Below are 18,044 nucleotides of genomic sequence, written 5' to 3'. Positions count from 1 at the left end.
CGCGCGAGGAATCGGGCATGTTGCGCCCGCCATTCCCCGGCCCCTTCCGTGTCGTTTCTCGCGCACGACCGCGGAACGGTCGATGACGCTTCTGCACGGCACGTGCCAGTCACTTTCGCGGTCCTGGAGCAGGGTCAGCGGCGGCGCGCCCGCCGCACCAGCATGGACGCCAGGAGACCCGCGGCTGCGGCAGCGAGCAGCGCCGTGGTCACCCGCAGCGTCACCGGCCACCGTCCCCGGTCGGGCTCCTCGGCGGCCCGCACGTCCAGCTCGGGCACGAGCCCTGCGGCCAGCTGGAAGCGCCCGACCCCGTAGTTGCCGCCGCCGGTGGGGACGGCGCTCAGCCGCTCGGTGGCACCGTCGTCGAGGGACACCCGGGTCACCCAGTACTCGTCCGGGTCGCTGCCCTCCACCCGGTCGCGCCCGGCGAGGACGACCACCTCCCGCGCCGAGGCCCAGCCCAGCACCCTGCCCGCCTCCGCGACCACCCCGTCCACCGGGCGAGGGACCTCCGTGGGCTCGCCGGTCGCGGCGACGAAGTCGATGACGTCGGGGATCGCGCCCCACTGCTCCTGACACGCCGCCCACTCGGCCTCGTCGGTCACGTCCAGGCACGGGAACGGCGCGCGGGAGGTGGCCAGCAGTGCGCCGTCCGGGGACCACGCCTCCGCGCCGCCGAGCTGGTGCCCGGCGGGCAGGGCGAGACCGCGCCGCCCCCCGCCCTCGAGGTCGACGACCGCCAGGGTCCCGCCCACGGCGGCGGAGTGCTGCACTGCGAGCTCGCTGCCGTCCGGCGAGAACGCTGCCGCCGACGCCTGCGTGGCCCCCGCCAGGGCACGGACCTCGCCGCTCGACACGTCGAGCACGCTGATGTCCCCCTCGACCGGCGTCCCGCTGTACGGGTTCGTGGCCGCGTCGCCGGTCAGGTAGGCGACCAGCCGTCCGTCCGGCGACCAGGCCACGGGGACGGCGCTGCTCCCCTCTGGCAGGGGGTACGAGGTGACCTCGCCGGTCGCCAGGTCCTGCACCGCCAGGTCGAGTCGGTCGCTGTCGTGGTCGCCCACGACGACCCGGGTGCCCTCCGGGGACAGCAGCATCGGCGCCGGGTCGCCCTGGCTCTCCGGGCCGGCCCGGTCCTCGGCGAGGTCGACCCGCCGGTAGACGTCGTCGTCGGCACCGACCGCGACCGCCTGCGGGAAGTCCATGAACTCCACTCCCCACCCGTGCTGGAAGAGGGCCACCGCACGCCCGGGGGGAGCGGAGGACACGTCCCCGGTCAGGTAGGAGTACCCGGCCATCCGGTCCGGGAGCCCGGCCGCAGCGCCCTGCTCCGCAGCAGCCGCACCGCCACCGGGCAGCAGGGCCACGACCAGGGCGGGCAGCAGGACCAGCCCGCCGACGACCAGCGGAAGACGCTTGCGGGTGTCCACGACGCCAGCATGGCCGTTGAACGGTCGCTGGGACCACCCGACGAGGTGGCCAGCACCTGAACCGAGCGAGCACGGCCGGAGAGCGTCGCCCAGGGCGCGAACGCGCAGGCCAGCACGAGTGGGCCCCGTGGGGATCGAACCCACAACCCGCGGATTAAAAGTCCGCTGCTCTGCCAGTTGAGCTAGAGGCCCGGCGGGGCGAGTCTCCCAGAACGTCGGCCGGGGCCGGTCAGAGCAGGGTGAACAGCAGGACGAGCAGTCCGGTGAGCACGAGGCTGATCAGCAGGGAACCCATGCAACCGAGACGGTTGTTGAAGAAGAGGAACACCTGACTCCGATGCCCGCCCTCCCTGCCGGCCAACCCCGGTCACCCCGTGGAGACCCGGCCGGGCACCGACCGCACGTTGCCCAACCCGGAGCGGCCTCAGCCGCCGGCGGTCACTTCGAGACGTGCCGGTTGGGCAGCTTGCCGAGCACCCGGCCGGCCTCGTACTTGACCTCGAGCCGCTCCTGCGCCGACGCCGTCGGGCCCCGGCGCGGCTCGCCGCTCTCCAGGTCGAAGGCCGAGCCGTGCCACGGGCACACGATGCAGTCCGACCCGCGCACCTGCTCCACGGTGCCCTCGGCCAGCGGCCCGCCCACGTGCGCGCAGGAGTTGATGAAGGCGTCCACCCGGGCGCCCCGGCGCACCACGGCCAGCGCCACGGGCGTGCCCCGGCCCTCGCCCGTGCGCAGCGCGGGCCGCCCCTCCGGCAGGTCGTCGAGCGGGCCGAGGTCGATCCAGTCGGTGGTCAGCTGCCGGGCGTCGGTGACGGCGTGGTTCGCACCCGAGGACTGCGCGTAGGACATGTGGCCGCCGATGGCCGCCGAGCCGCTGGCCAGGCCGAGGCCGCTGTAGGCCAGCACCCGCCCGAGCGTGCCGTTGCCCTTGCCGCGGGCGACCAGCGAGCCGACGTACAGCCCCAGAGCGGCGACGTTGGCGGCGGCGTGGATGGCCCCCAGCCGCCGGACGGCGTCGTCCTGCTCGGACCAGTCGGCCGCGCCGGCCATCGCCGCGGGCAGGCTGGCCGCCACCCCGGTGCCGATCAGCGCGGTGGCGGCCGGCCGGGCCGGGGGCATGAGGTCCAGGATCCCGGCCGACAGCCAGGTGCCCACCGGCACCATCGCCAGGATCGGGTGCAGCGGATGGCCCAGCCAGGTGCCGTGCAGCAGGTCGCGGAACGCCTGTGGCTGCAGCACCTTGTTCACCGCCGTCCGGGCGGACTCCAGCTTCGCGTCGAACGACGACACCTCGGACAGGCGGTCCAGCACACCGAACAGGCTCATGCACCGGCCCATACCCGGCGCAGCCGACCGGAACCCGCCGTTGACCGGCTCACCACCGCGAGCAGGACGCCGACGCGCGTACCGACACTCTGCGTGAGCGACGTCACGGAGTGTTGCGGGAACGCACCGGGAATGCACATGCAGCCCACTGGTTGCTGCCGCAGGATGACCCTGCTGACCGAGCATGGACCCGTGCTCACGTCCTGAGGAGGACCCGTGACCTGCCCGTCCCTGCTCCGCCGCACCTCCGTCGGCGGCGTGCGCGTGGGTGGGTGCGACGTCGCGGTCGCGCCGACGTGGGTGCGTGAGCGGTCAGGCGCGGTGCGCGAGCGGCTGCAGCAGGACGACGCCGGCGCACAGTTCGCCCGCTTCGTCGTCGTCGGCGGGGTCTCCAGCGCGCTCTACGCCCTGGTGTTCATCGGCCTGCAGGGCCTCGGCGCCCAGCCCGCCAACCTCGCCGGCGCGATCGCCTCCACCCTGCTGGCCAACGAGATGCACCGGCGGCTCACCTTCCACGCCGGCGGCCGGGTCTCCTGGTTCACCGCCCAGTGGGAGGGCGGCGGCCTGGCCGGCATCGGGCTGGTCGCCACCTCGCTCGCGCTGGCCGGCCTGCACACCCTGACCGGCGACGTGGGCACCATCGCCCAGCTCTGCCTGATCGCCGCGGTCACCGGCGCGATCGGCCTGATCCGGTTCGTCGCCCTGCGCAGCTGGGTGTTCTCCCCCGCTCCCCGCGACTGAGCTCCCCGCGACCGACCTCCCCGCGACCGACCTCCCCGCGACCGAGCACCGCGGCTCGCCGCTCCGGCTGACCGGGGCCTCGGCGTGCCGCCCCTAGGCTGCCCGCATGTCGATCATGGACCGATCCGCCCGCCTGGCGGCCGGCGCGGCCGCCGGGATGCTGCTGATCGCCCCGCTCACGGCCTGCAGCTCGTACAGCGTCGAGTGCTCGGGCAACGAGTGCAGCGCGACGCTCAGCGGCGACGGCGCCGAGGCGACGATCCTGGGCACCGAGCTCTCCTACGGCGGCACGGAGGACGGCCGGGCGACCGTCACCGTCGGCAGCACCAGCGTCACCTGCGCCGAGGGCGAGAGCGTCTCCGCCGGGCCGCTGTCGCTGACCTGCACGACGGTGGAATCCGGTTCGGTGGAGCTCAGCGCCTCCCTGGGCTGAGCCGCCTCCCCGGACTCAGCCGGCGTCGGCGACCTCGACCACCAGCCGGGTGGGGTCGGACAGCGCGGACACCCGGAACGGGACCTGGGCGCTGGTGCCGATCCAGGCGACCGAGGTGCCCTCGAAGGTGGCGTCGTAGACGACGCCTTGCACGGTGTCGGTGCCGGAGACCGACACCGGTCCCCGGGCGACCTCCTCGGCGCCGGTCTCGTACGGGTAGCTCGTGCCCTGCAGGGTCACCTGGAGGAACGCCGACCCCGGGACGTCGACGGCGTCCCCGGACCCCTGGGACGACGGCGCATCGACGTACTCGACCCGCCACCCGGGGGTGCCGCTGCCGGCGAGCTCGAACACCACCCGCTCGAACCCCTCGTGCGGGGCGGCCCGGACGTCCGTCACCGTGAGGCCCTCCGGGTCGACCGGCTCGGCCGTGTCGACGGAGGTGTCCGCCGGGAACTCCGGCGCCGGGCTCTCCGACCCTGCCGCGGTGGTCGCCTCGGGCGCCTCCTCGGGCGTCTCCTCGGGCTCCGGTGCAGCGCTGGACGTCGCCTCGTCGGTCGACGCCGCGCTGTCGGTGCCGGGCTGCGCGGCACAGCCGGCCGCCAGCAGGAGGGCGACGGCGAGCCCGGCAGAGCGGGTCACCCGAGCGGAATGGCGGATCGGCACGGGGTGGATGCTGGCACGGCGGGCGCCTCCGGTACGGGCGCCACGCGCACCGGTGCCCCCCGGTGCGAGGACTCGCCCCGGGCCATGTATGGTTCTCCCTGCCTCCAGCGACCACGAGCCCCCATCGTCTAGCGGTCCAGGACGCCGCCCTTTCAAGGCGGTAGCACGGGTTCGAACCCCGTTGGGGGCACGCACCATGCACCACAACGCTCCATGCACCACAGCAAGGCCCTGTAGCGCAGTTGGTTAGCGCGCCGCCCTGTCACGGCGGAGGTCGCGGGTTCGAGTCCCGTCAGGGTCGCCACCCGGTGTCCAGCACACCGGGAGGGGCAGGTAGCTCAGTTGGTACGAGCGCTCGCCTGAAAAGTGAGAGGTCGGCGGTTCGACCCCGCCCCTGCCCACCTCACCTCATCCCCGTCTGCCCAGCCGCGCTCCTCGCCGCTGGGCAGACGCCCAGCGAGTTCCTGCCCAGCGCACAGGGAGCTCTCAGGTCCAGGACGCACAGTCGTCTCATGACGACCACCTCCCCCGCGTCCAGCTCCCGCGCCCAGCTCACCCGGCCGGACGGTAGCGCCCTGCGGGTGCTGGTCGTCGACGACGAGCCCTCGATCTGTGAACTGCTGTCCATGGCGCTGCGCTACGAGGGCTGGGACGTCCGCACCGCCCCCGACGGCACCGCTGCGGTCCGCGAAGCCCGCGAGTTCCGCCCGGACGCCGTCGTCCTGGACGTCATGCTCCCCGACATGGACGGTCTGGAGGTGCTGCGCCGGCTGCGCGCGGACACCCCCCTGGTCCCGGTGGTCTTCCTGACCGCCAAGGACGCGCTGGAGGACCGGATCGCCGGGCTCACCGCCGGCGGCGACGACTACGTCACCAAGCCCTTCAGCCTGGAGGAGGTCGCCGCCCGGCTGCGCGGCCTGCTGCGCCGCACCAGCCGGGTCGTGGCCGACGACGGCCTGCTGGTCGTCGGCGACCTGACCCTGGACGAGGAGAGCCACGAGGTGACCCGGGCCGGGGAGGACGTCCGGCTGACCGCCACCGAGTTCGAGCTGCTGCGCTACCTGATGCGCAACCCCAAGCGGGTGCTGTCCAAGGCGCAGATCCTCGACCGGGTCTGGCAGTACGACTTCGGCGGCCAGGGCAACATCGTCGAGCTCTACATCTCCTACCTGCGGCGCAAGATCGACGCGGGTCGCCCGCCGATGATCCACACCCTCCGGGGCGCCGGGTACGTGATCAAGCCCGCCGCATGACGTCTGTCCCCTCCCGGTGACCGGCAGTCCTCCCCGGTCCCGCCGCTCGCTGCGCACCCGGCTGCTGATCGCCTTCGTCGTCCCGCTCGTGCTGGTGCTGACCCTGGTCGGCGTCGTCTCGGTGACCGCGCTGCGCTCGGAGCTGGTCGGTCAGGTCGACGCACGGTTGGCGGCGGTCATCGAACGCTCACTGGACCCCGACCGTGGGCGGGGACCCGACGACGACGGCCGGCGCGGGCCGGAGGGCCTGGACGCCCGCGGCCAGGGCGAGGGCACCCTGGTCGCCGAGTTGACCGACGGGGCCGTCACCGGCTCCGGGGTGGTGGGCCGGAGCGGCGCTCCGCAGCCGTTGACCGACGCCCAGGACGACGTACTGGCGGACCTCCCCGTCGACGGCGGGCCGGTCACCCGTGACCTCGGTGGCGACCTCGACGACTACCGGCTGGTGGCCGTCACCGCCCCGGACGGCGAGGTGCTGGTCAACGGCCTGCCGCTGAGCGGCGCCTCCGACGCCGTCCGGAACCTGGTCACCGTCGAGCTGCTGGCCGGGCTGGCCGCCCTGCTCGCCGCCGCGGGCACCGCCGTGCTGGTCATCCGCCGCACCCTGGCGCCGCTGGACCGGGTGGCGGCCACCGCGACCCGGGTCTCCGAGCTGCCGCTGGCCAGCGGCGAGGTGCAGCTGGCCGAGCGGGTGGCCCCGCAGGACACCGACCCGGCCACCGAGGTCGGCCAGGTCGGCGCGGCGCTGAACCGGATGCTCGACCACGTCGAGGGCTCGCTGGCCGCCCGCCAGGAGTCCGAGACCCGGGTGCGCCAGTTCGTCGCCGACGCCAGCCACGAGCTGCGCACCCCACTGGCCTCCATCCGCGGCTACGCCGAGCTGGTCCGACGGCAGCACACCGAGGTCGCCGGGGACGTCGGCCACGCGATGCGGCGGGTGGAATCCGAAGCGCTGCGCATGTCGGCCCTGGTCGAGGAGCTGCTGCTGCTGGCCCGGCTCGACGCCGGCCGGGAGCTCGCTTCCGAGGAGGTCGACCTCACCGCCCTGGTCGTGGACGCGGTCAGCGACGCCCACGTCGCCGGGCGCGACCACCGCTGGCAGCTCGACCTGCCCGACACCCCGGTGCTGGTGAGCGGCGACGCCGCCCGGCTGCACCAGGTGCTGGTCAACCTGCTGGGCAATGCCCGCACGCACACCCCCGACGGAACGACCGTCACCACTCGACTGCGGGTGATGGGCGGCGAGTCGGTGCTGCAGGTCCTCGACGACGGCCCGGGGGTGCCCGCCGGACTCCAGGCACACGTCTTCGAGCGGTTCGCCCGCGGCGACGCCTCCCGGTCCCGCTCGGCCGGGAGCACCGGGCTGGGGCTGGCGATCGTGCACGCCGTCGTCGCCGCGCACGGCGGCAGCGTGGAGCTGGCCAGCACCCCGGGGCACACCGCGTTCACCGTGCGGTTGCCGCACGCCACCCAGGCCGACTGACCCGCCGCCTCAGCCCACCGCGACGTCGGCGGCGACCTGCTCGTACACCTGGGCGTGCACCCGCTGCACGGCGACGCGCTGCTCGGCCCGCCAGGCCCGGTCCACCCGGGCCGGCGCCGGCCGGGTGAGCGCCGCCACCACGGCCGAGTTGAGCGACGCGGCGTCCAGGCCCCGGCGCGGGTCGTTGCCGTACACGACGACGTCGGACCACTGCTGGGCGTGCTGGCCACCACCGGGCACGACGACCCGGGTGCCGGCGTCGCGGCACAGCTCCACCCAGCCCGAATGGGTGCCCGTACGGCGGGGCAGCACCGACACGTGCAGCTCCTGCAGGTGGCGGACCCAGGCGGCCGGGTCGTCGGGCCAGCTGCGGGCCAGTTCCAGCTCTCCGGCGTCGGCGAGCGCCAGCAGCCCGGGCAGCCGCGCGGCGAGGTCGACGTCGGGGTGCACGTCGACCCGCAGCCGGCCGCCACCGGACACCGCGCCGGACAGCGCGGCCCGGACCAGCTCCTCGGCCTCGGGCACGTCGGCGCGCAGCCGCCCCAGGTGCAGCCCGACCAGCCGCGTCTCCCGCCCGACGTCCGGGGTGGGGCCTGCCAGGGAGGGGTGGGCGACGACGATCGCCGTCCGGCCGAAGCGGTCGGCGATCTCGTCGGCGGCGCCGCGGGTCAGGGTGAGCACGACCTCGGCGGTGCCGAGCAGCGCCCGCAGGTGCGCGCGGTGCCGGGCGCGGGCGGCCTCGGGGTGGGTCCCGGTGTCGGCTCCCTCGAGGGCGTCCAGGTGGTGCACGGTGACGACCAGCGGCACACCGGTGCGCCGGACCGCCGCCGTCCAGGCCTCCATCTCGGCCACGGTCAGGTGGTCGTACCCGCCGTGCAGGTGCAGGACGTCGACCTCGCGGGCGTGCGCAGTGAGGTGACGGACGTCCAACCACGGGCTGGGTGTGGTGGCCGGGCCCACCCGGACGGTGGTGTCCGGCAGCACGGCGTCCAGGTAGGCGCCGGCGTACGGCACGGTCGCCACCCGCAGCGGGCGGGCCGTCTCCTCGGGCACTGCGGTCACGCGGTCGTACGCCTCCTGCGGTCGGGCACTCCGACGCGGCAGGTGCGGTGCTCCTCGACGGGTGGGGGTGTGTCAGCGGATCGTCCCTACCCGGTGTAGCCGCCCCCGAACCGAGAGGCAAGGCGTCGCTCCTCCGTCCGGGTGACCGACGGCCACCCGACCCGTTCCCCGTTCCGGTGGCGGTGCGTGCGGTCGCCCCACCCGGTCGGTTAGCGTTCCCGGTCGGCCGCTCCCCGGGGCCGCCGTGGGACACCGAGAGGCCGGAGGGCGAGTGGGCGGAGACGGCGAGGAGCGCCCCGGTGCCCCCACGCCCGACCCGGCCGCCCCCGAGCCGCCGGTGACCGGACGCCGCCGTCCCCGGCCGGTCGGGTCGATCCTCAGCGCTGCCCTGCTGGTCGTGCTGCTGGCCGGCGCCGGCCTGTTCGCGCTGCTGCGCGAGGACCCGCTCACCTACGGCGGCCGCTACGTCACCGATCCCGGGGCGGTCCTCGCCGAGGCCGACCGCGTCTTCACCGACCACGTGGCGGCGCGGCAGGGGGTCCGCAGCGAGGACAGCCGCTGCTGGTTCCAGCTGACCGACGCCGCCGGCTCCGAGGTCCGCCCGGACCTGCTCTGCGGCCCGGCGCTCTTCGTCGACGGTCAGGACGCCGCCAGCTGGCTCCGGTTCCCGTTGTCCGGCACCCCGACCGGGGGCGACGTGCGGCTGTCGGTGGCCGCGCTGCCCGCCGACCCCGACCCGCAGCCGCTGACCGGTCGCGAGCTGCTCCGCCGGCCCGATGGCGGGGAGCCCCCGCGGGGCACCGGCGGCCTGACTGCGCCGGCCGTGCCCCAGGCGGCGCCCGGCCACACCACGGTGGGGCCGTTCCCCGACGTCACCTACCGCGAGCCGGCGGGCCCGGCCCGGCTCTCCGGCCCGGCCGCGGCGGTCACCGTCACCGGGCTGGCGCAGCCCGACCGGGTGGGCACCGGGGACGCCGCCCTGCGGCCGGCCGACGGCGAGCAGTTCCTCGCCGTGCGGTACGTGGTCGAGCAGGGCGAGGGCCGCTCCCCCACCCCGCCCTCGATCACCTACCAGGTCGGCGACCGGCAGCCGGTTCCCGTCCCCCCGGCGCTGACCGCACCGGGCACCACGGTCGAGGCGCTGCTGTCGGTGCCCGCCGACACCCCCGTCGCCGACCTGGTGGTCACCGACGCCGGGGTCGAGCAGCGACTGTCGCTGCTCACCGGCGCACCCGGCCCGGACAACCTGCAGGTGCTGGCCCGCACCTCCCGGGAGGCCGACGTGGACGCCTCCCGGCAGCTGCCGGCGACGCTGAGCGCACCCGGCCGGGTCTCGGCGTCCCTGCCGGTCACGATCGCGGTGCGCGGCGGCCGGCTCGAGTGGTTCGTCCGCGACGAGCGACCGGCCGACCCGAGCCGCGCGCTGCTGCTGCTCGACGTCACCATGGCCCTGCCGGACTCCGCGCCCGGTGCGGTGCCACCGGGGCTGCTGTCGCTGCGCCTGCCGGACGGGACGACGCTCCCGGCACTGGACCTGGACGACTCCCCGACCCGGGTCATCACCGCGTTCGACGTGCCCGCCGACTTCACCGAGGGGACCGTCGTCGTCGCGGGCTCCGCGACCTTCCCCGACGGCGCCACCGTCGACCTCGGCGACGGCCGCGCGACCGTGCCGGTCACGGTCCCCGCGGGCTGACGGCCGCCCGGGCCCCTCCCGAGGTGCTTCAGCCCTGGGCGCGGAGCTCGGCCAGGATCGGCTTGGCGACGGCCAGCGCGTGGTTGGCCGCCGGCACCCCGGCGTAGACCGCGGTGTGCAGGCACACCTCGGCGATCTCCTCGTCGGTCAGCCCGTTGTGCACCGCGGCCTTGACGTGCAGCGCGAACTCGTCCCAGTGCCGCAGCGCCGCGGTGATCGCCAGGGTCAGCATGCTGCGCTCGCGGCGCTCCAGACCCGGTCGCTGCCACAGGTCGCCCCAGGCGACGCGGGTGATGAAGTCCTGGAAGTCGGCGGTGAACGGGGTCACCGCCGCGACCGCCCGGTCGACGTGGGCGTCGCCGAGCACCTCCCGGCGGACCCGCATGCCGGCGGCCCGCCGCTGCTCGTCGGTCTCCAGCGGTCCGGTCGGTTCGGTCACGGCGTGCCTCCGGTGGCGTGTTCGATGAGGGCCCGGCTGACCTGCTCGGGCCGTTCCAGGTTGGCCAGGTGCGCGGCCGGGCTGAGGCTGAGCAGCCGGGCGCCGGGGACGCCGTCGGCGATCAGCTGCTGGTGCTCCGGCGGCACCGCCTGGTCGTCGGCTCCGGAGACCACCAGCGTCGGCGCGGTGATCCGGTGCAGGTCGGGGCGCTGGTCCATCGCCGCGATCGCGGCGCAGCAGCCGGCGTAGCCCTCGTCGTCGGCAGCCGTGACCATCGCCTGCAGCCGGGCGACCAGCTCGGGGTGGGCGGCGGCGTACGGCGGGGTGAGCCACCGGCTGACCACCGGCTCGGCGATCGCCCCGGTGCCCTCGGCGCGCACGGTGCGCGCCCGGTCGGCCCAGCTGTCCGGGTTGCCGGTGTGCGCCGAGCTGCACAGCACCGCCAGGGTGAGCACCCGCTGCGGGTCGCGCACCGCCAGCCGCAGGCCGGTCATCCCGCCGATGGAGACGCCGGCGACGTGCGCCCGGTCCACCCCGAGCCGGTCCAGCAGCGCGACGACGTCGTCGGCGAGGTCGTCGATCGTGGCCTCCCCGGACACCGATGGCGAGCGGCCGTGCCCGCGGGTGTCGTACCGGACCACCCGGAAGTGCTCGGTGAGCGCCGGCACCTGCAGGTCCCACATGGACAGGTCCGAGCCCAGGGAGTTGGACAGCAGCAGCACCGGCGCATCGGCCGGGCCCTCGACGACGGCGTGCACCTCGACGGCGGTCATGCCGGTCCTCCTTCTCCTGCGGTGGGGTCGGACTGGAGTGCGATCGTGTGGGCGGCGAGGGCGGCGTCCACCTGGGCCCCGGCCTCACCGACGTCCGGGCTGCCGTCGGCGACCAGCGCGGCGCCGTCGACGTCGGTGCGCCCGGCCACGAGGTCGGCCAGCGGGCGACCGGCCGCGGCCGCCTCGCGGACCGCGGCGGCCGCGGCGTCGTGCGCGGGGCCCGCGCCCAGGGCCGGGGTGAGCGCCTCGGCCAGCGCACCGGCCAGCTGGGGGTCGCCGGCCGCAGCCACCGTCCGCGCCATCCGCTCCGGGTCCAGCTGCAGCGAGGCCAGGCACTCGGCCAGCCAGGAGGCCGCCGAGCCGACCGTGCCCAGCAGGTCGGTGAGCGTCGGCCACTCCGCGTGCCAGGTGCCCGCGCCGCGCTCGTGCTCCTGCTCCATCGCGGCGAAGAGGGTGGCGACCAGTCCGGGGGCGCGGCGGGCGCAGGCCCGGGCGGAGACCGCGGCCACCGGGTTGTTCTTGTGCGGCATCGCCGAGGAGCCGCCGCGGCCCTCGGCCACCTCGGCCACCTCGGCGACCTCGGTCTGGGCCAACAGGACGACGTCCAGGGCGATCGTGGCCACCACCCCGGCCGCCGCACCGAGCACGCCGGCGACGTCGGCGATCGGCAGCCGCACGGTGAACCAGGGCACCTCGGTGGCGACCAGCCCGAGCTCGGCGGCCAGCTCCCGGCGCAGGTCCACCCCGGAGCCGGAGCTGGCGGCCAGCGTGCCCACCGCCCCGCCGTACTGCACCGGCAGCGCCGCCGTCACCGCGGCGATCCGGGCGCGCACGCCGTCCAGCCCGGCGAGCCAGGTGGCGGCCTTGAGGCCGGCGGTGATCGGCAGCGCCTGCTGCAGCAGGGTGCGGCCGATCAGCACGTCGTCCCGGTGTGCGCCGGCCAGCCGGGCGCAGGCCTCGGCGGCCGCGGCGAGGTCGGCGTCGACCAGGTGCAGGCCGCGGCGGGCCAGCAGCACCGCCGCGGTGTCCACGACGTCCTGGCTGGTGGCGCCGACGTGCACGGCGCGGGCGGCGTGCGGGCCGACGGCGTCCTGCAGCGCCCGGACCAGCGGGGGCACCGGGTTGCCGGCGTCCCCGGCCCGGGCGTACACCGCCGCGAGGTCCAGGGCGGCCGGGTCGGCGCACACCCGGCTCACCTCGTCCGCGGCCGTGCCGGCCACCAGGCCGACCCGGGCGGCGGCACGGGCCAGCGCGCCCTCCACCTCCAGCAGGGCCACCAGCCAGGCGTCCCCGGAGGTGCCGGCGGAGACCGGGCCACGGGCGAAGGTCGCGTCGAGGATCACGCGCCCATCCTGGCGGGTGCCCCCGCGTGGCCGGCGCTCACACCGCGAAGAAGACGGTCTCGTCCATGCCCTTGGCCGTGCAGCCCTGCAGATGGATGTCCAGCACATAGCCGTCCGCGCTGAGCTGGGCGATCAGCGTGGCGCGGGAGGCGTCGTCCGGCAGGCTGCGCAGCACGGCGTCCTCGGCGTTCGCGGCGGCCTCGTCGGCGAAGTAGATCCGGGTGACGAGCCGGTCGAGCAGGCCACGGGCGAAGACCGAGACGTCGACGTGCGGCGCCTGCAGCCCGCCCTCGCCGTCGGGCACCCGGCCGGGCTTGAGCGTGCGGACGGCGTACGCACCGCCGTCCACCGTGTGCGACCGCCCCACGCCCCGGAAGCCGGGGGTGGCGACCGCGCCGCGCGGGTCGTCCGGGTGGGCGAAGCGGCCGTCCGGGTCGGCCTGCCAGGTCTCGATCATGCCGTCCGGCACCAGGTCGCCGTTGCCGTCGAAGACCCGGCCGCGCAGCCAGATGGCGCCGGGGGTGCCCTCGGCGACGACGTCCGGGCCGTCGGCCCAGGTCAGCCCGATCGCCAGGTACGGCCCGACGGTCGAGCTCGGGGTGGTGCCCAGCCGGAAGGGCTCGGTCAGGAAGCCGCTGCCGCGCCGCGGCGTGCCCTGGCGGCGGTCGTTGCTCTCGTCGGCGGCCAGCACCAGCGGGGACAGTCGGTCGTCGCTCACGCCACGTCTCCGTCGTCGTCGGTCTCGAAGGGCGTCTGGTCCTGCCCACGCAGCACGATGTCCCACTGGAACGCCAGCGCCCAGTCGGGCTGGCTGCGCTCCAGGTCGAACCGGCTGACCGCCCGGTGTCGCGCGGTCGTCGGCATGGAGTTGAAGATCGGGTCCTGCCCGAACAGCGAGTCGTCCGGGAAGTACATCTGGGTGACCAGCCGCTGGGTGAACGCCTGACCGAAGAGGCTGAAGTGGATGTGCGCCGGCCGCCAGGCGTTGTGGTGGTTGCCCCACGGGTAGGCGCCGGGCTTGATGGTGGTGAACTCGTAGCGCCCCAGGTCGTCGGTCACCACCCGGCCCAGCCCGTCGAAGTGCGGGTCCAGCGGGGCGGGCCAGTTGTCGACCACGTGCCGGTAGCGGCCGGCGGCGTTGGCCTGCCAGATCTCGACCAGTGCGTGCGGCACCGGGCGGCCGTCGCTGTCGAGCACCCGGCCGTGGACGATGATCCGCTGGCCCTGGGCCTCGCCGCCCAGGCGCAGCGTCAGGTCGGCGTCGGCGGCGGTGACCATGTCCTCGCCCAGCACCGGGCCGGTGACCTCGGTCAGCCGGTGCGGCAGGTCGACCGGCGTGCGCAGCGGCGCACGGAGCCCCGTGCTCTTGTAACCGGCGTAGGCCACCGGGGTGCGCCGGTCGGCGGGCTCCCGGAGGTAGCGGGGCAGCACGAGGGCGCTGTCCGACGCCGGTCGCGGCTCGCGAGATGTGGTCCCGGTCATGCCGGGACCGTACGACCCGGCACTACGCTGCCCAAGCAACGTCTTCCGCTGAGCAGAAAGAAGGACGCCATGGCCGGTGGTGCTGCCGCATCCGGCCGGTCGGTGACCTCCCGTGCGCTCGGGGTCCTGGACGCCTTCGACGCCGCCCACCCCCGGCTCAGCCTCTCCGAGGTCGCCGAGCGGTCGGGCACCCCGCTGACCACCACCCACCGGCTGCTCGCCGAACTGGCCGCCTGGGGCGCCCTGGTCCGCCGCAGCGACGGCCGGTACGAGATCGGCCGCAAGCTCTGGGACCTCGGGCTGCTCGCCCCGGTCGACCTGGAGCTGCGGCAGGTCGCCTCGCCGTTCCTCCTCGACGTGCACACCGCCACCCGCGACACGGTGCACCTGGCGGTGCGCGAGGGCACCAAGGCGCTCTACGTCGAGCGGATCTCCGGCCGCGAGTCGGTGCCCGTGGTCAGCCAGGTCGGGAGCCGGCTGCCACTGCACGCCACCGGGGTGGGCAAGGTGCTGCTGGCCTCCGCGCCGGACGACGTCCTGGAGCAGGTGCTCCGGCAGCCGACCCGGGAGACCCGGCACACCGTCGTCGACGCCGGGCTGCTGAGCCGGGAGCTGGCCGAGGTGCGCCGCCGCGGGTGGGCCCGCACCGCGGAGGAGATGAGCCTGGGCGCGGCGTCGGTCGCCGTCCCGGTGACCGTGGAGCGGCTGGCCGGGCCGATGGTGGTCGCCGCGCTGGGCATCGTCGTGCCGGCCCAGCGGCGCGACGTCGCCCGGCTGGCCCCGGTGCTGCAGGTGGCCGCCCGCGGCATCGGCCGGGCCCTGGCGCGCACCGAGCAGTTCCGCTGATCCTTCCGCCCAGCGGGAGAGGGAGGTCGCCCGAGGTCGGCGGCCGGGGTCACACTCGGGCGATGCGCACCCAGGTGGGGATCATCGGAGCCGGCCCGGCGGGGCTGCTGCTGTCCCGGCTCCTGCAGCTGCAGGGCATCGACACCGTCGTCCTGGAGAACCGGTCCCGCGGCTACGTGGAGGCGCGGATCCGGGCCGGCATCCTGGAGCAGCACACCGTCTCCACGCTGATCGACGCCGGCATCGGCGACCGGCTGCAGCGCGAGGGCCTGCCGCACGACGGCATCTTCCTGCAGTACCCCGGCACCCGGCACCACCTGGACTTCCCCGAGCTGTGCGGCCGCAAGGTGTGGGTCTACGGGCAGACCGAGGTGACCAAGGACCTCATCGCCGCCCAGCTCGACGACGGCCCGCCGCTGCTGTTCGAGGTCTCCGACGTCACCCCCGAGGACGTCGACACCGACAGTCCCCGCATCCGGTTCACCGACGCCGACGGCGTGCCCCAGGTGCTCGAGTGCGACGTGATCGCCGGCACCGACGGCTTCCACGGCGTCTCCCGCCCGGTGGTCACCGCCGGCACCTCCGGCCGGCTGTGGGAGCGCACCTACCCCTACGCCTGGCTGGGCATCCTGGCCGACGTCGCCCCCTCGGAGGACGAGCTCGTCTACGCCTGGCACCCCGACGGCTTCGCGCTGCTGTCGATGCGCTCGCCGTCGGTGTCGCGGCTGTACCTGCAGGTCGACCCGGACGAGAAGATCGAGGACTGGTCCGACGACCGGATCTGGGACGGGCTGTCCACCCGGTTCGCCCTCGACGGCTGGGAGCTGGAGACCGGGCCGGTCAGCGAGAAGTCCATCCTGCCGATGCGCTCGTTCGTCAGCGCGCCGATGCGCCGCGGCCGGCTGTTCCTCGCCGGCGACGCCGCGCACATCGTCCCGCCGACCGGCGCCAAGGGCCTCAACCTCGCCGTCGCCGACGTCACGCTGCTCGCCACCGCACTGGTCCGCCTGCTGCAGGAGAAGCAGACCGACCTGGTCGACAGCTACAGCGACCGGGCGCTGGCCCGGGTCTGGCGCTGCACCCACTTCTCCTGGTGGATGACCTCGATGCTGCACCGCTCCGGCGACGACTTCGACGCCGAGCTGCAGCTCTCCCAGCTCCGCCGGGTCTGCTCGTCCGAGGCCGCCGCCCGCGAGCTGGCCGAGAACTACACCGGCCTCCCCCTCGACGCCTGAGGCCGCCCCCGCCCCCCGACCACCAAGATTTTGGTGGTCGGGGGTCGGGATGGCGCTGGGGCCGGGCTGTCGCGGAACCGCGTGCACTGGCAGACTCTGCCGGGCCGGATCGTCCAACTGCGGTCGACATGTCGACATCCACTGTCAGACTTCCCGCATCTGGTGATCGACTTCGGCTACTTGTGCCCAGTGCAACGCCGGACACGGACCAGTCCGCACCACTAGCTTCAGCAGCATGCTCTCGACGCTCTTGACCATCGCCGGCGTGCTCGTGGGGCTGCTCGTCCTGCTCTCCCTGATCGTGCACCTGTCCGCCCGCCCGGCCACCCGGGGCAGCACGACGGGCACCCGCGCGCCGGGCTGGGTGAACGACACCGGGCAGCCGCACCCCGACCCGTGGGCACCGCTGTCGACCACCAGCACCCAGATCCGCGCCGTCCGCTGAGCTGACCTGGGCGGCTGCCTCCCCGGGCGCTCGGGGCCGGCCGCCACCGACCCGGCGGCCCGGCGTCGGACATCCGACCCCGGTTAGGCTCGCCTGCGATGACCAGCGACTCGACCGCGTTGCAGGTCTACCCGATCGGTCAGCTGATCGGCGTCCGCGCGGCCGTGGACCAGTTCGACGTCCGGGTCGGCGCAGCCCTGCACAGCCTCACCTCCGCCGAGTTCGGGGTCTGGGCCATGGCGCACGGGCCGGCCGACCACGTGCCGCGCCCGTGGACCCCCGATGCGCTGGCCGCGCAGGCCGAGTCGGTCGGCGTCCCCGACTGCGCGCAGCGGCTGGACCGGCTGCAGGAGCAGGGGCTCGTCGCCCTGGCCGCGCCCGGCACCGAGTCGGCCCGCGACCTGGCCCGGCGGGTCCGGATGGTGCCCCTGGTGCTGGGCCTGGGGAACAGCGCCGCCGCGCCGGACGCCTACGCGGTCGGGTTGCCCGGCCGCCCGCTCGCCGTGCTGTCGGCCGCCGCCTACGACCTGTTCGAGTGGGCGCACATGGAGACCAGCCTCTGGCGGGCCTGCGAGGGCGCTGCGGCCACCGCCGCTCGGGTGGGCATCGCCGACACCCTCGCCACCGATCCCGACGCGCTGCTGACGTCGTTGCTGGAGGACCTGCACCGGCTCCTCACCCCCAACGCCGTCCACCTGGACACCTGGGCCGTGAGCTGATGCCCCCCTCCGACGAGGCGCTCGTCTTCCCCCTCGGTCACCCCATGGGGGCCTTCCACCAGCACCGCGGGGAACCGCCGAGCTACTGGGTGGTCCGGCTGGGCTGGGACAGCCCGCTGCTGGGCGACCAGACCACCGCCGACGTGTGGACGCTGACGCACGGGGTGCCCAGCCGGGTGCGGGACGGCGTCCCGTGGACCCGCACCGCAGTCCGCGAGGCAGCCGAGGAGGCCGGCGTCCCCGACTGCGACCTCGTGCTCGACACGCTGATCGAGCGCGGACTGGTGGCCGAGCTCGTCCCCGGCAGCGAGTCGGCCGCCGAGTTCGCCCGCACCCACCGGGTGCAGTCACTGCTGCTGGGGCTGGGGGAGCCGCCCGACCGGCCGGGCGTCGACGGCATCGGCCTGCTCGGCACGCCCGCGTCAGCGCTGGTGAGGCCGGCCACCTACGAGTTCTGGCAGTGGGCCCACCTGTGGCCGACGCTGGCCGACGCGTCGGTCGGGCTGGCCGAGATGGCCGGGCAGGCGCCGGACCCGGACCCGGCGGACACCGATCCCGCCGCGGTGCTGGACCGGTCGTTCCGGGAGATGCACCGGCTGCTGTCCGGCAACGCGGTCTACCTGGACCGGTCCCTCGCCGTGGCCGACGCCCAGCGCTGAACCCGCCGCCCTC

General features: G+C 75.3%; 19 protein-coding genes and 4 tRNA genes. 13 read left to right on the top strand and 10 right to left on the bottom strand.

What is annotated here, in order from left to right; translation table 11 throughout:
* Positions 1–134 precede the first annotated feature (134 nt).
* From O2V63_RS16030 to O2V63_RS16020, 3 genes are all read right to left on the bottom strand, one after another.
* A complete protein-coding gene (locus O2V63_RS16030) occupies positions 135–1,430 on the bottom strand; it encodes a hypothetical protein (protein WP_269168550.1) in 1,296 nt (431 codons plus the stop codon).
* 119 nt (positions 1,431–1,549) lie between these two features.
* Positions 1,550–1,622: transfer RNA gene (locus O2V63_RS16025), tRNA-Lys, on the bottom strand.
* 246 nt (positions 1,623–1,868) lie between these two features.
* Positions 1,869–2,756 (bottom strand): Rieske 2Fe-2S domain-containing protein, encoded by an 888-nt coding sequence (locus O2V63_RS16020; RefSeq protein ID WP_269168549.1) that lies wholly within the window; start codon positions 2,754–2,756, stop codon positions 1,869–1,871.
* Positions 2,757–2,972: 216 nt separating this feature from the next.
* Between O2V63_RS16020 and O2V63_RS16015 the strand changes: the two genes are divergently transcribed.
* Together O2V63_RS16015 and O2V63_RS16010 are read left to right on the top strand one after the other, a co-directional pair.
* Positions 2,973–3,497 (top strand): GtrA family protein, encoded by a 525-nt coding sequence (locus tag O2V63_RS16015; protein WP_269168548.1) that lies wholly within the window; start codon positions 2,973–2,975, stop codon positions 3,495–3,497.
* Between the two features lie 106 nt (positions 3,498–3,603).
* Positions 3,604–3,930 (top strand): hypothetical protein, encoded by a 327-nt coding sequence (locus O2V63_RS16010; protein ID WP_269168547.1) that lies wholly within the window; start codon positions 3,604–3,606, stop codon positions 3,928–3,930.
* Between the two features lie 15 nt (positions 3,931–3,945).
* On the opposite strand, the gene O2V63_RS16005 is transcribed toward O2V63_RS16010, so the two are convergent.
* The gene (locus tag O2V63_RS16005) at positions 3,946–4,572 is read right to left on the bottom strand and encodes an AMIN-like domain-containing (lipo)protein (protein WP_269168546.1); all 627 of its coding nucleotides are present in this window, start codon (positions 4,570–4,572) and stop codon (positions 3,946–3,948) included.
* Between the two features lie 141 nt (positions 4,573–4,713).
* On the opposite strand from O2V63_RS16005, the gene O2V63_RS16000 reads away from it, so the two are divergent.
* From O2V63_RS16000 to O2V63_RS15980, 5 genes are all read left to right on the top strand, one after another.
* A tRNA-Glu gene (locus O2V63_RS16000) sits at positions 4,714–4,786 on the top strand.
* Positions 4,787–4,823: 37 nt separating this feature from the next.
* Positions 4,824–4,900 (top strand) — tRNA-Asp (locus O2V63_RS15995).
* A 23-nt stretch (positions 4,901–4,923) separates the two neighbouring features.
* Positions 4,924–4,997 (top strand) — tRNA-Phe (locus O2V63_RS15990).
* A gap of 111 nt (positions 4,998–5,108) precedes the next feature.
* Positions 5,109–5,849 carry a response regulator transcription factor gene (locus O2V63_RS15985; protein ID WP_269168545.1) on the top strand — a complete coding sequence of 247 codons (741 nt, stop codon included), beginning with the start codon at positions 5,109–5,111 and terminating at the stop codon, positions 5,847–5,849.
* Between the two features lie 16 nt (positions 5,850–5,865).
* On the top strand, positions 5,866–7,332 hold the full coding sequence (locus O2V63_RS15980) for a sensor histidine kinase (protein ID WP_269168544.1): 1,467 nt from the start codon (positions 5,866–5,868) through the stop codon (positions 7,330–7,332).
* Between the two features lie 9 nt (positions 7,333–7,341).
* On the opposite strand, the gene O2V63_RS15975 is transcribed toward O2V63_RS15980, so the two are convergent.
* Positions 7,342–8,394 (bottom strand): glycosyltransferase family 4 protein, encoded by a 1,053-nt coding sequence (locus O2V63_RS15975; RefSeq protein ID WP_269168543.1) that lies wholly within the window; start codon positions 8,392–8,394, stop codon positions 7,342–7,344.
* Positions 8,395–8,665: 271 nt separating this feature from the next.
* Here O2V63_RS15975 and O2V63_RS15970 point away from each other — a divergent pair, with 271 nt between their 5' ends.
* Positions 8,666–10,090, top strand: a complete 1,425-nt coding sequence (locus O2V63_RS15970) for a hypothetical protein (protein WP_269168542.1) — start codon at positions 8,666–8,668, stop codon at positions 10,088–10,090.
* A gap of 28 nt (positions 10,091–10,118) precedes the next feature.
* On the opposite strand, the gene pcaC is transcribed toward O2V63_RS15970, so the two are convergent.
* Genes pcaC through pcaH form a run of 5 tightly spaced genes read right to left on the bottom strand, consistent with a single transcriptional unit; the run spans position 10,119 to position 14,127 of the window.
* The gene (gene pcaC, locus O2V63_RS15965; protein WP_269168541.1) at positions 10,119–10,529 is read right to left on the bottom strand and encodes a 4-carboxymuconolactone decarboxylase; all 411 of its coding nucleotides are present in this window, start codon (positions 10,527–10,529) and stop codon (positions 10,119–10,121) included.
* Positions 10,526–11,302, bottom strand: coding sequence for a 3-oxoadipate enol-lactonase (gene pcaD / locus O2V63_RS15960; RefSeq protein ID WP_269168540.1), 777 nt, complete (start codon positions 11,300–11,302; stop codon positions 10,526–10,528). The genes pcaC and pcaD overlap by 4 nt, the downstream gene beginning before the upstream one ends.
* Positions 11,299–12,645, bottom strand: coding sequence for a lyase family protein (locus O2V63_RS15955; protein ID WP_269168539.1), 1,347 nt, complete (start codon positions 12,643–12,645; stop codon positions 11,299–11,301). Before O2V63_RS15955 ends, pcaD begins: the two co-directional genes overlap by 4 nt.
* Before the next feature lie 37 nt (positions 12,646–12,682).
* Entirely contained in the window at positions 12,683–13,363 is a 681-nt protein-coding gene (gene pcaG / locus O2V63_RS15950; protein WP_269168538.1) for a protocatechuate 3,4-dioxygenase subunit alpha, read from the bottom strand.
* On the bottom strand, positions 13,360–14,127 hold the full coding sequence (gene pcaH, locus O2V63_RS15945) for a protocatechuate 3,4-dioxygenase subunit beta (protein ID WP_269168537.1): 768 nt from the start codon (positions 14,125–14,127) through the stop codon (positions 13,360–13,362). Before pcaH ends, pcaG begins: the two co-directional genes overlap by 4 nt.
* Before the next feature lie 69 nt (positions 14,128–14,196).
* Between pcaH and O2V63_RS15940 the strand changes: the two genes are divergently transcribed.
* The 5 genes from O2V63_RS15940 to O2V63_RS15920 all read left to right on the top strand — a co-directional run bounded on the left by O2V63_RS15940 (position 14,197) and on the right by O2V63_RS15920 (position 18,031).
* On the top strand, positions 14,197–14,973 hold the full coding sequence (locus O2V63_RS15940; protein WP_269168536.1) for an IclR family transcriptional regulator: 777 nt from the start codon (positions 14,197–14,199) through the stop codon (positions 14,971–14,973).
* 62 nt (positions 14,974–15,035) lie between these two features.
* A complete protein-coding gene (locus O2V63_RS15935) occupies positions 15,036–16,208 on the top strand; it encodes a 4-hydroxybenzoate 3-monooxygenase (protein ID WP_269168535.1) in 1,173 nt (390 codons plus the stop codon).
* A gap of 235 nt (positions 16,209–16,443) precedes the next feature.
* Positions 16,444–16,653, top strand: a complete 210-nt coding sequence (locus tag O2V63_RS15930) for a hypothetical protein (RefSeq protein WP_269168534.1) — start codon at positions 16,444–16,446, stop codon at positions 16,651–16,653.
* Between the two features lie 98 nt (positions 16,654–16,751).
* Complete coding sequence (locus O2V63_RS15925; RefSeq protein WP_269168533.1) at positions 16,752–17,372, top strand: hypothetical protein; 621 nt, start codon at positions 16,752–16,754, stop codon at positions 17,370–17,372.
* On the top strand, positions 17,372–18,031 hold the full coding sequence (locus O2V63_RS15920; RefSeq protein ID WP_269168532.1) for a hypothetical protein: 660 nt from the start codon (positions 17,372–17,374) through the stop codon (positions 18,029–18,031). Before O2V63_RS15925 ends, O2V63_RS15920 begins: the two co-directional genes overlap by 1 nt.
* Positions 18,032–18,044: the final 13 nt, after the last annotated feature.

The organism is Modestobacter sp. VKM Ac-2977 (genome assembly GCF_026968045.1).
GTDB lineage: Bacteria > Actinomycetota > Actinomycetes > Mycobacteriales > Geodermatophilaceae > Modestobacter.
Note: the sequence above shows the minus strand (reverse complement) of the source record. Positions and strands in the feature narration are given on the sequence as shown.

Bases quoted from the DNA above. Each gene is read 5' to 3' on its own strand.
- O2V63_RS16020 (WP_269168549.1), bottom strand. From the start codon at position 2,756: ATGAGCCTGTTCGGTGTGCTGGACCGCCTGTCCGAGGTGTCGTCGTTC.
- O2V63_RS16010 (WP_269168547.1), top strand. From the start codon at position 3,604: ATGTCGATCATGGACCGATCCGCCCGCCTGGCGGCCGGCGCGGCCGCC.
- O2V63_RS15985 (WP_269168545.1), top strand. From the start codon at position 5,109: ATGACGACCACCTCCCCCGCGTCCAGCTCCCGCGCCCAGCTCACCCGG.
- pcaD (WP_269168540.1), bottom strand. From the start codon at position 11,302: ATGACCGCCGTCGAGGTGCACGCCGTCGTCGAGGGCCCGGCCGATGCG.
- pcaH (WP_269168537.1), bottom strand. From the start codon at position 14,127: ATGACCGGGACCACATCTCGCGAGCCGCGACCGGCGTCGGACAGCGCC.
- O2V63_RS15940 (WP_269168536.1), top strand. From the start codon at position 14,197: ATGGCCGGTGGTGCTGCCGCATCCGGCCGGTCGGTGACCTCCCGTGCG.
- O2V63_RS15935 (WP_269168535.1), top strand. From the start codon at position 15,036: ATGCGCACCCAGGTGGGGATCATCGGAGCCGGCCCGGCGGGGCTGCTG.
- O2V63_RS15930 (WP_269168534.1), top strand. From the start codon at position 16,444: ATGCTCTCGACGCTCTTGACCATCGCCGGCGTGCTCGTGGGGCTGCTC.
- O2V63_RS15925 (WP_269168533.1), top strand. From the start codon at position 16,752: ATGACCAGCGACTCGACCGCGTTGCAGGTCTACCCGATCGGTCAGCTG.
- O2V63_RS15920 (WP_269168532.1), top strand. From the start codon at position 17,372: ATGCCCCCCTCCGACGAGGCGCTCGTCTTCCCCCTCGGTCACCCCATG.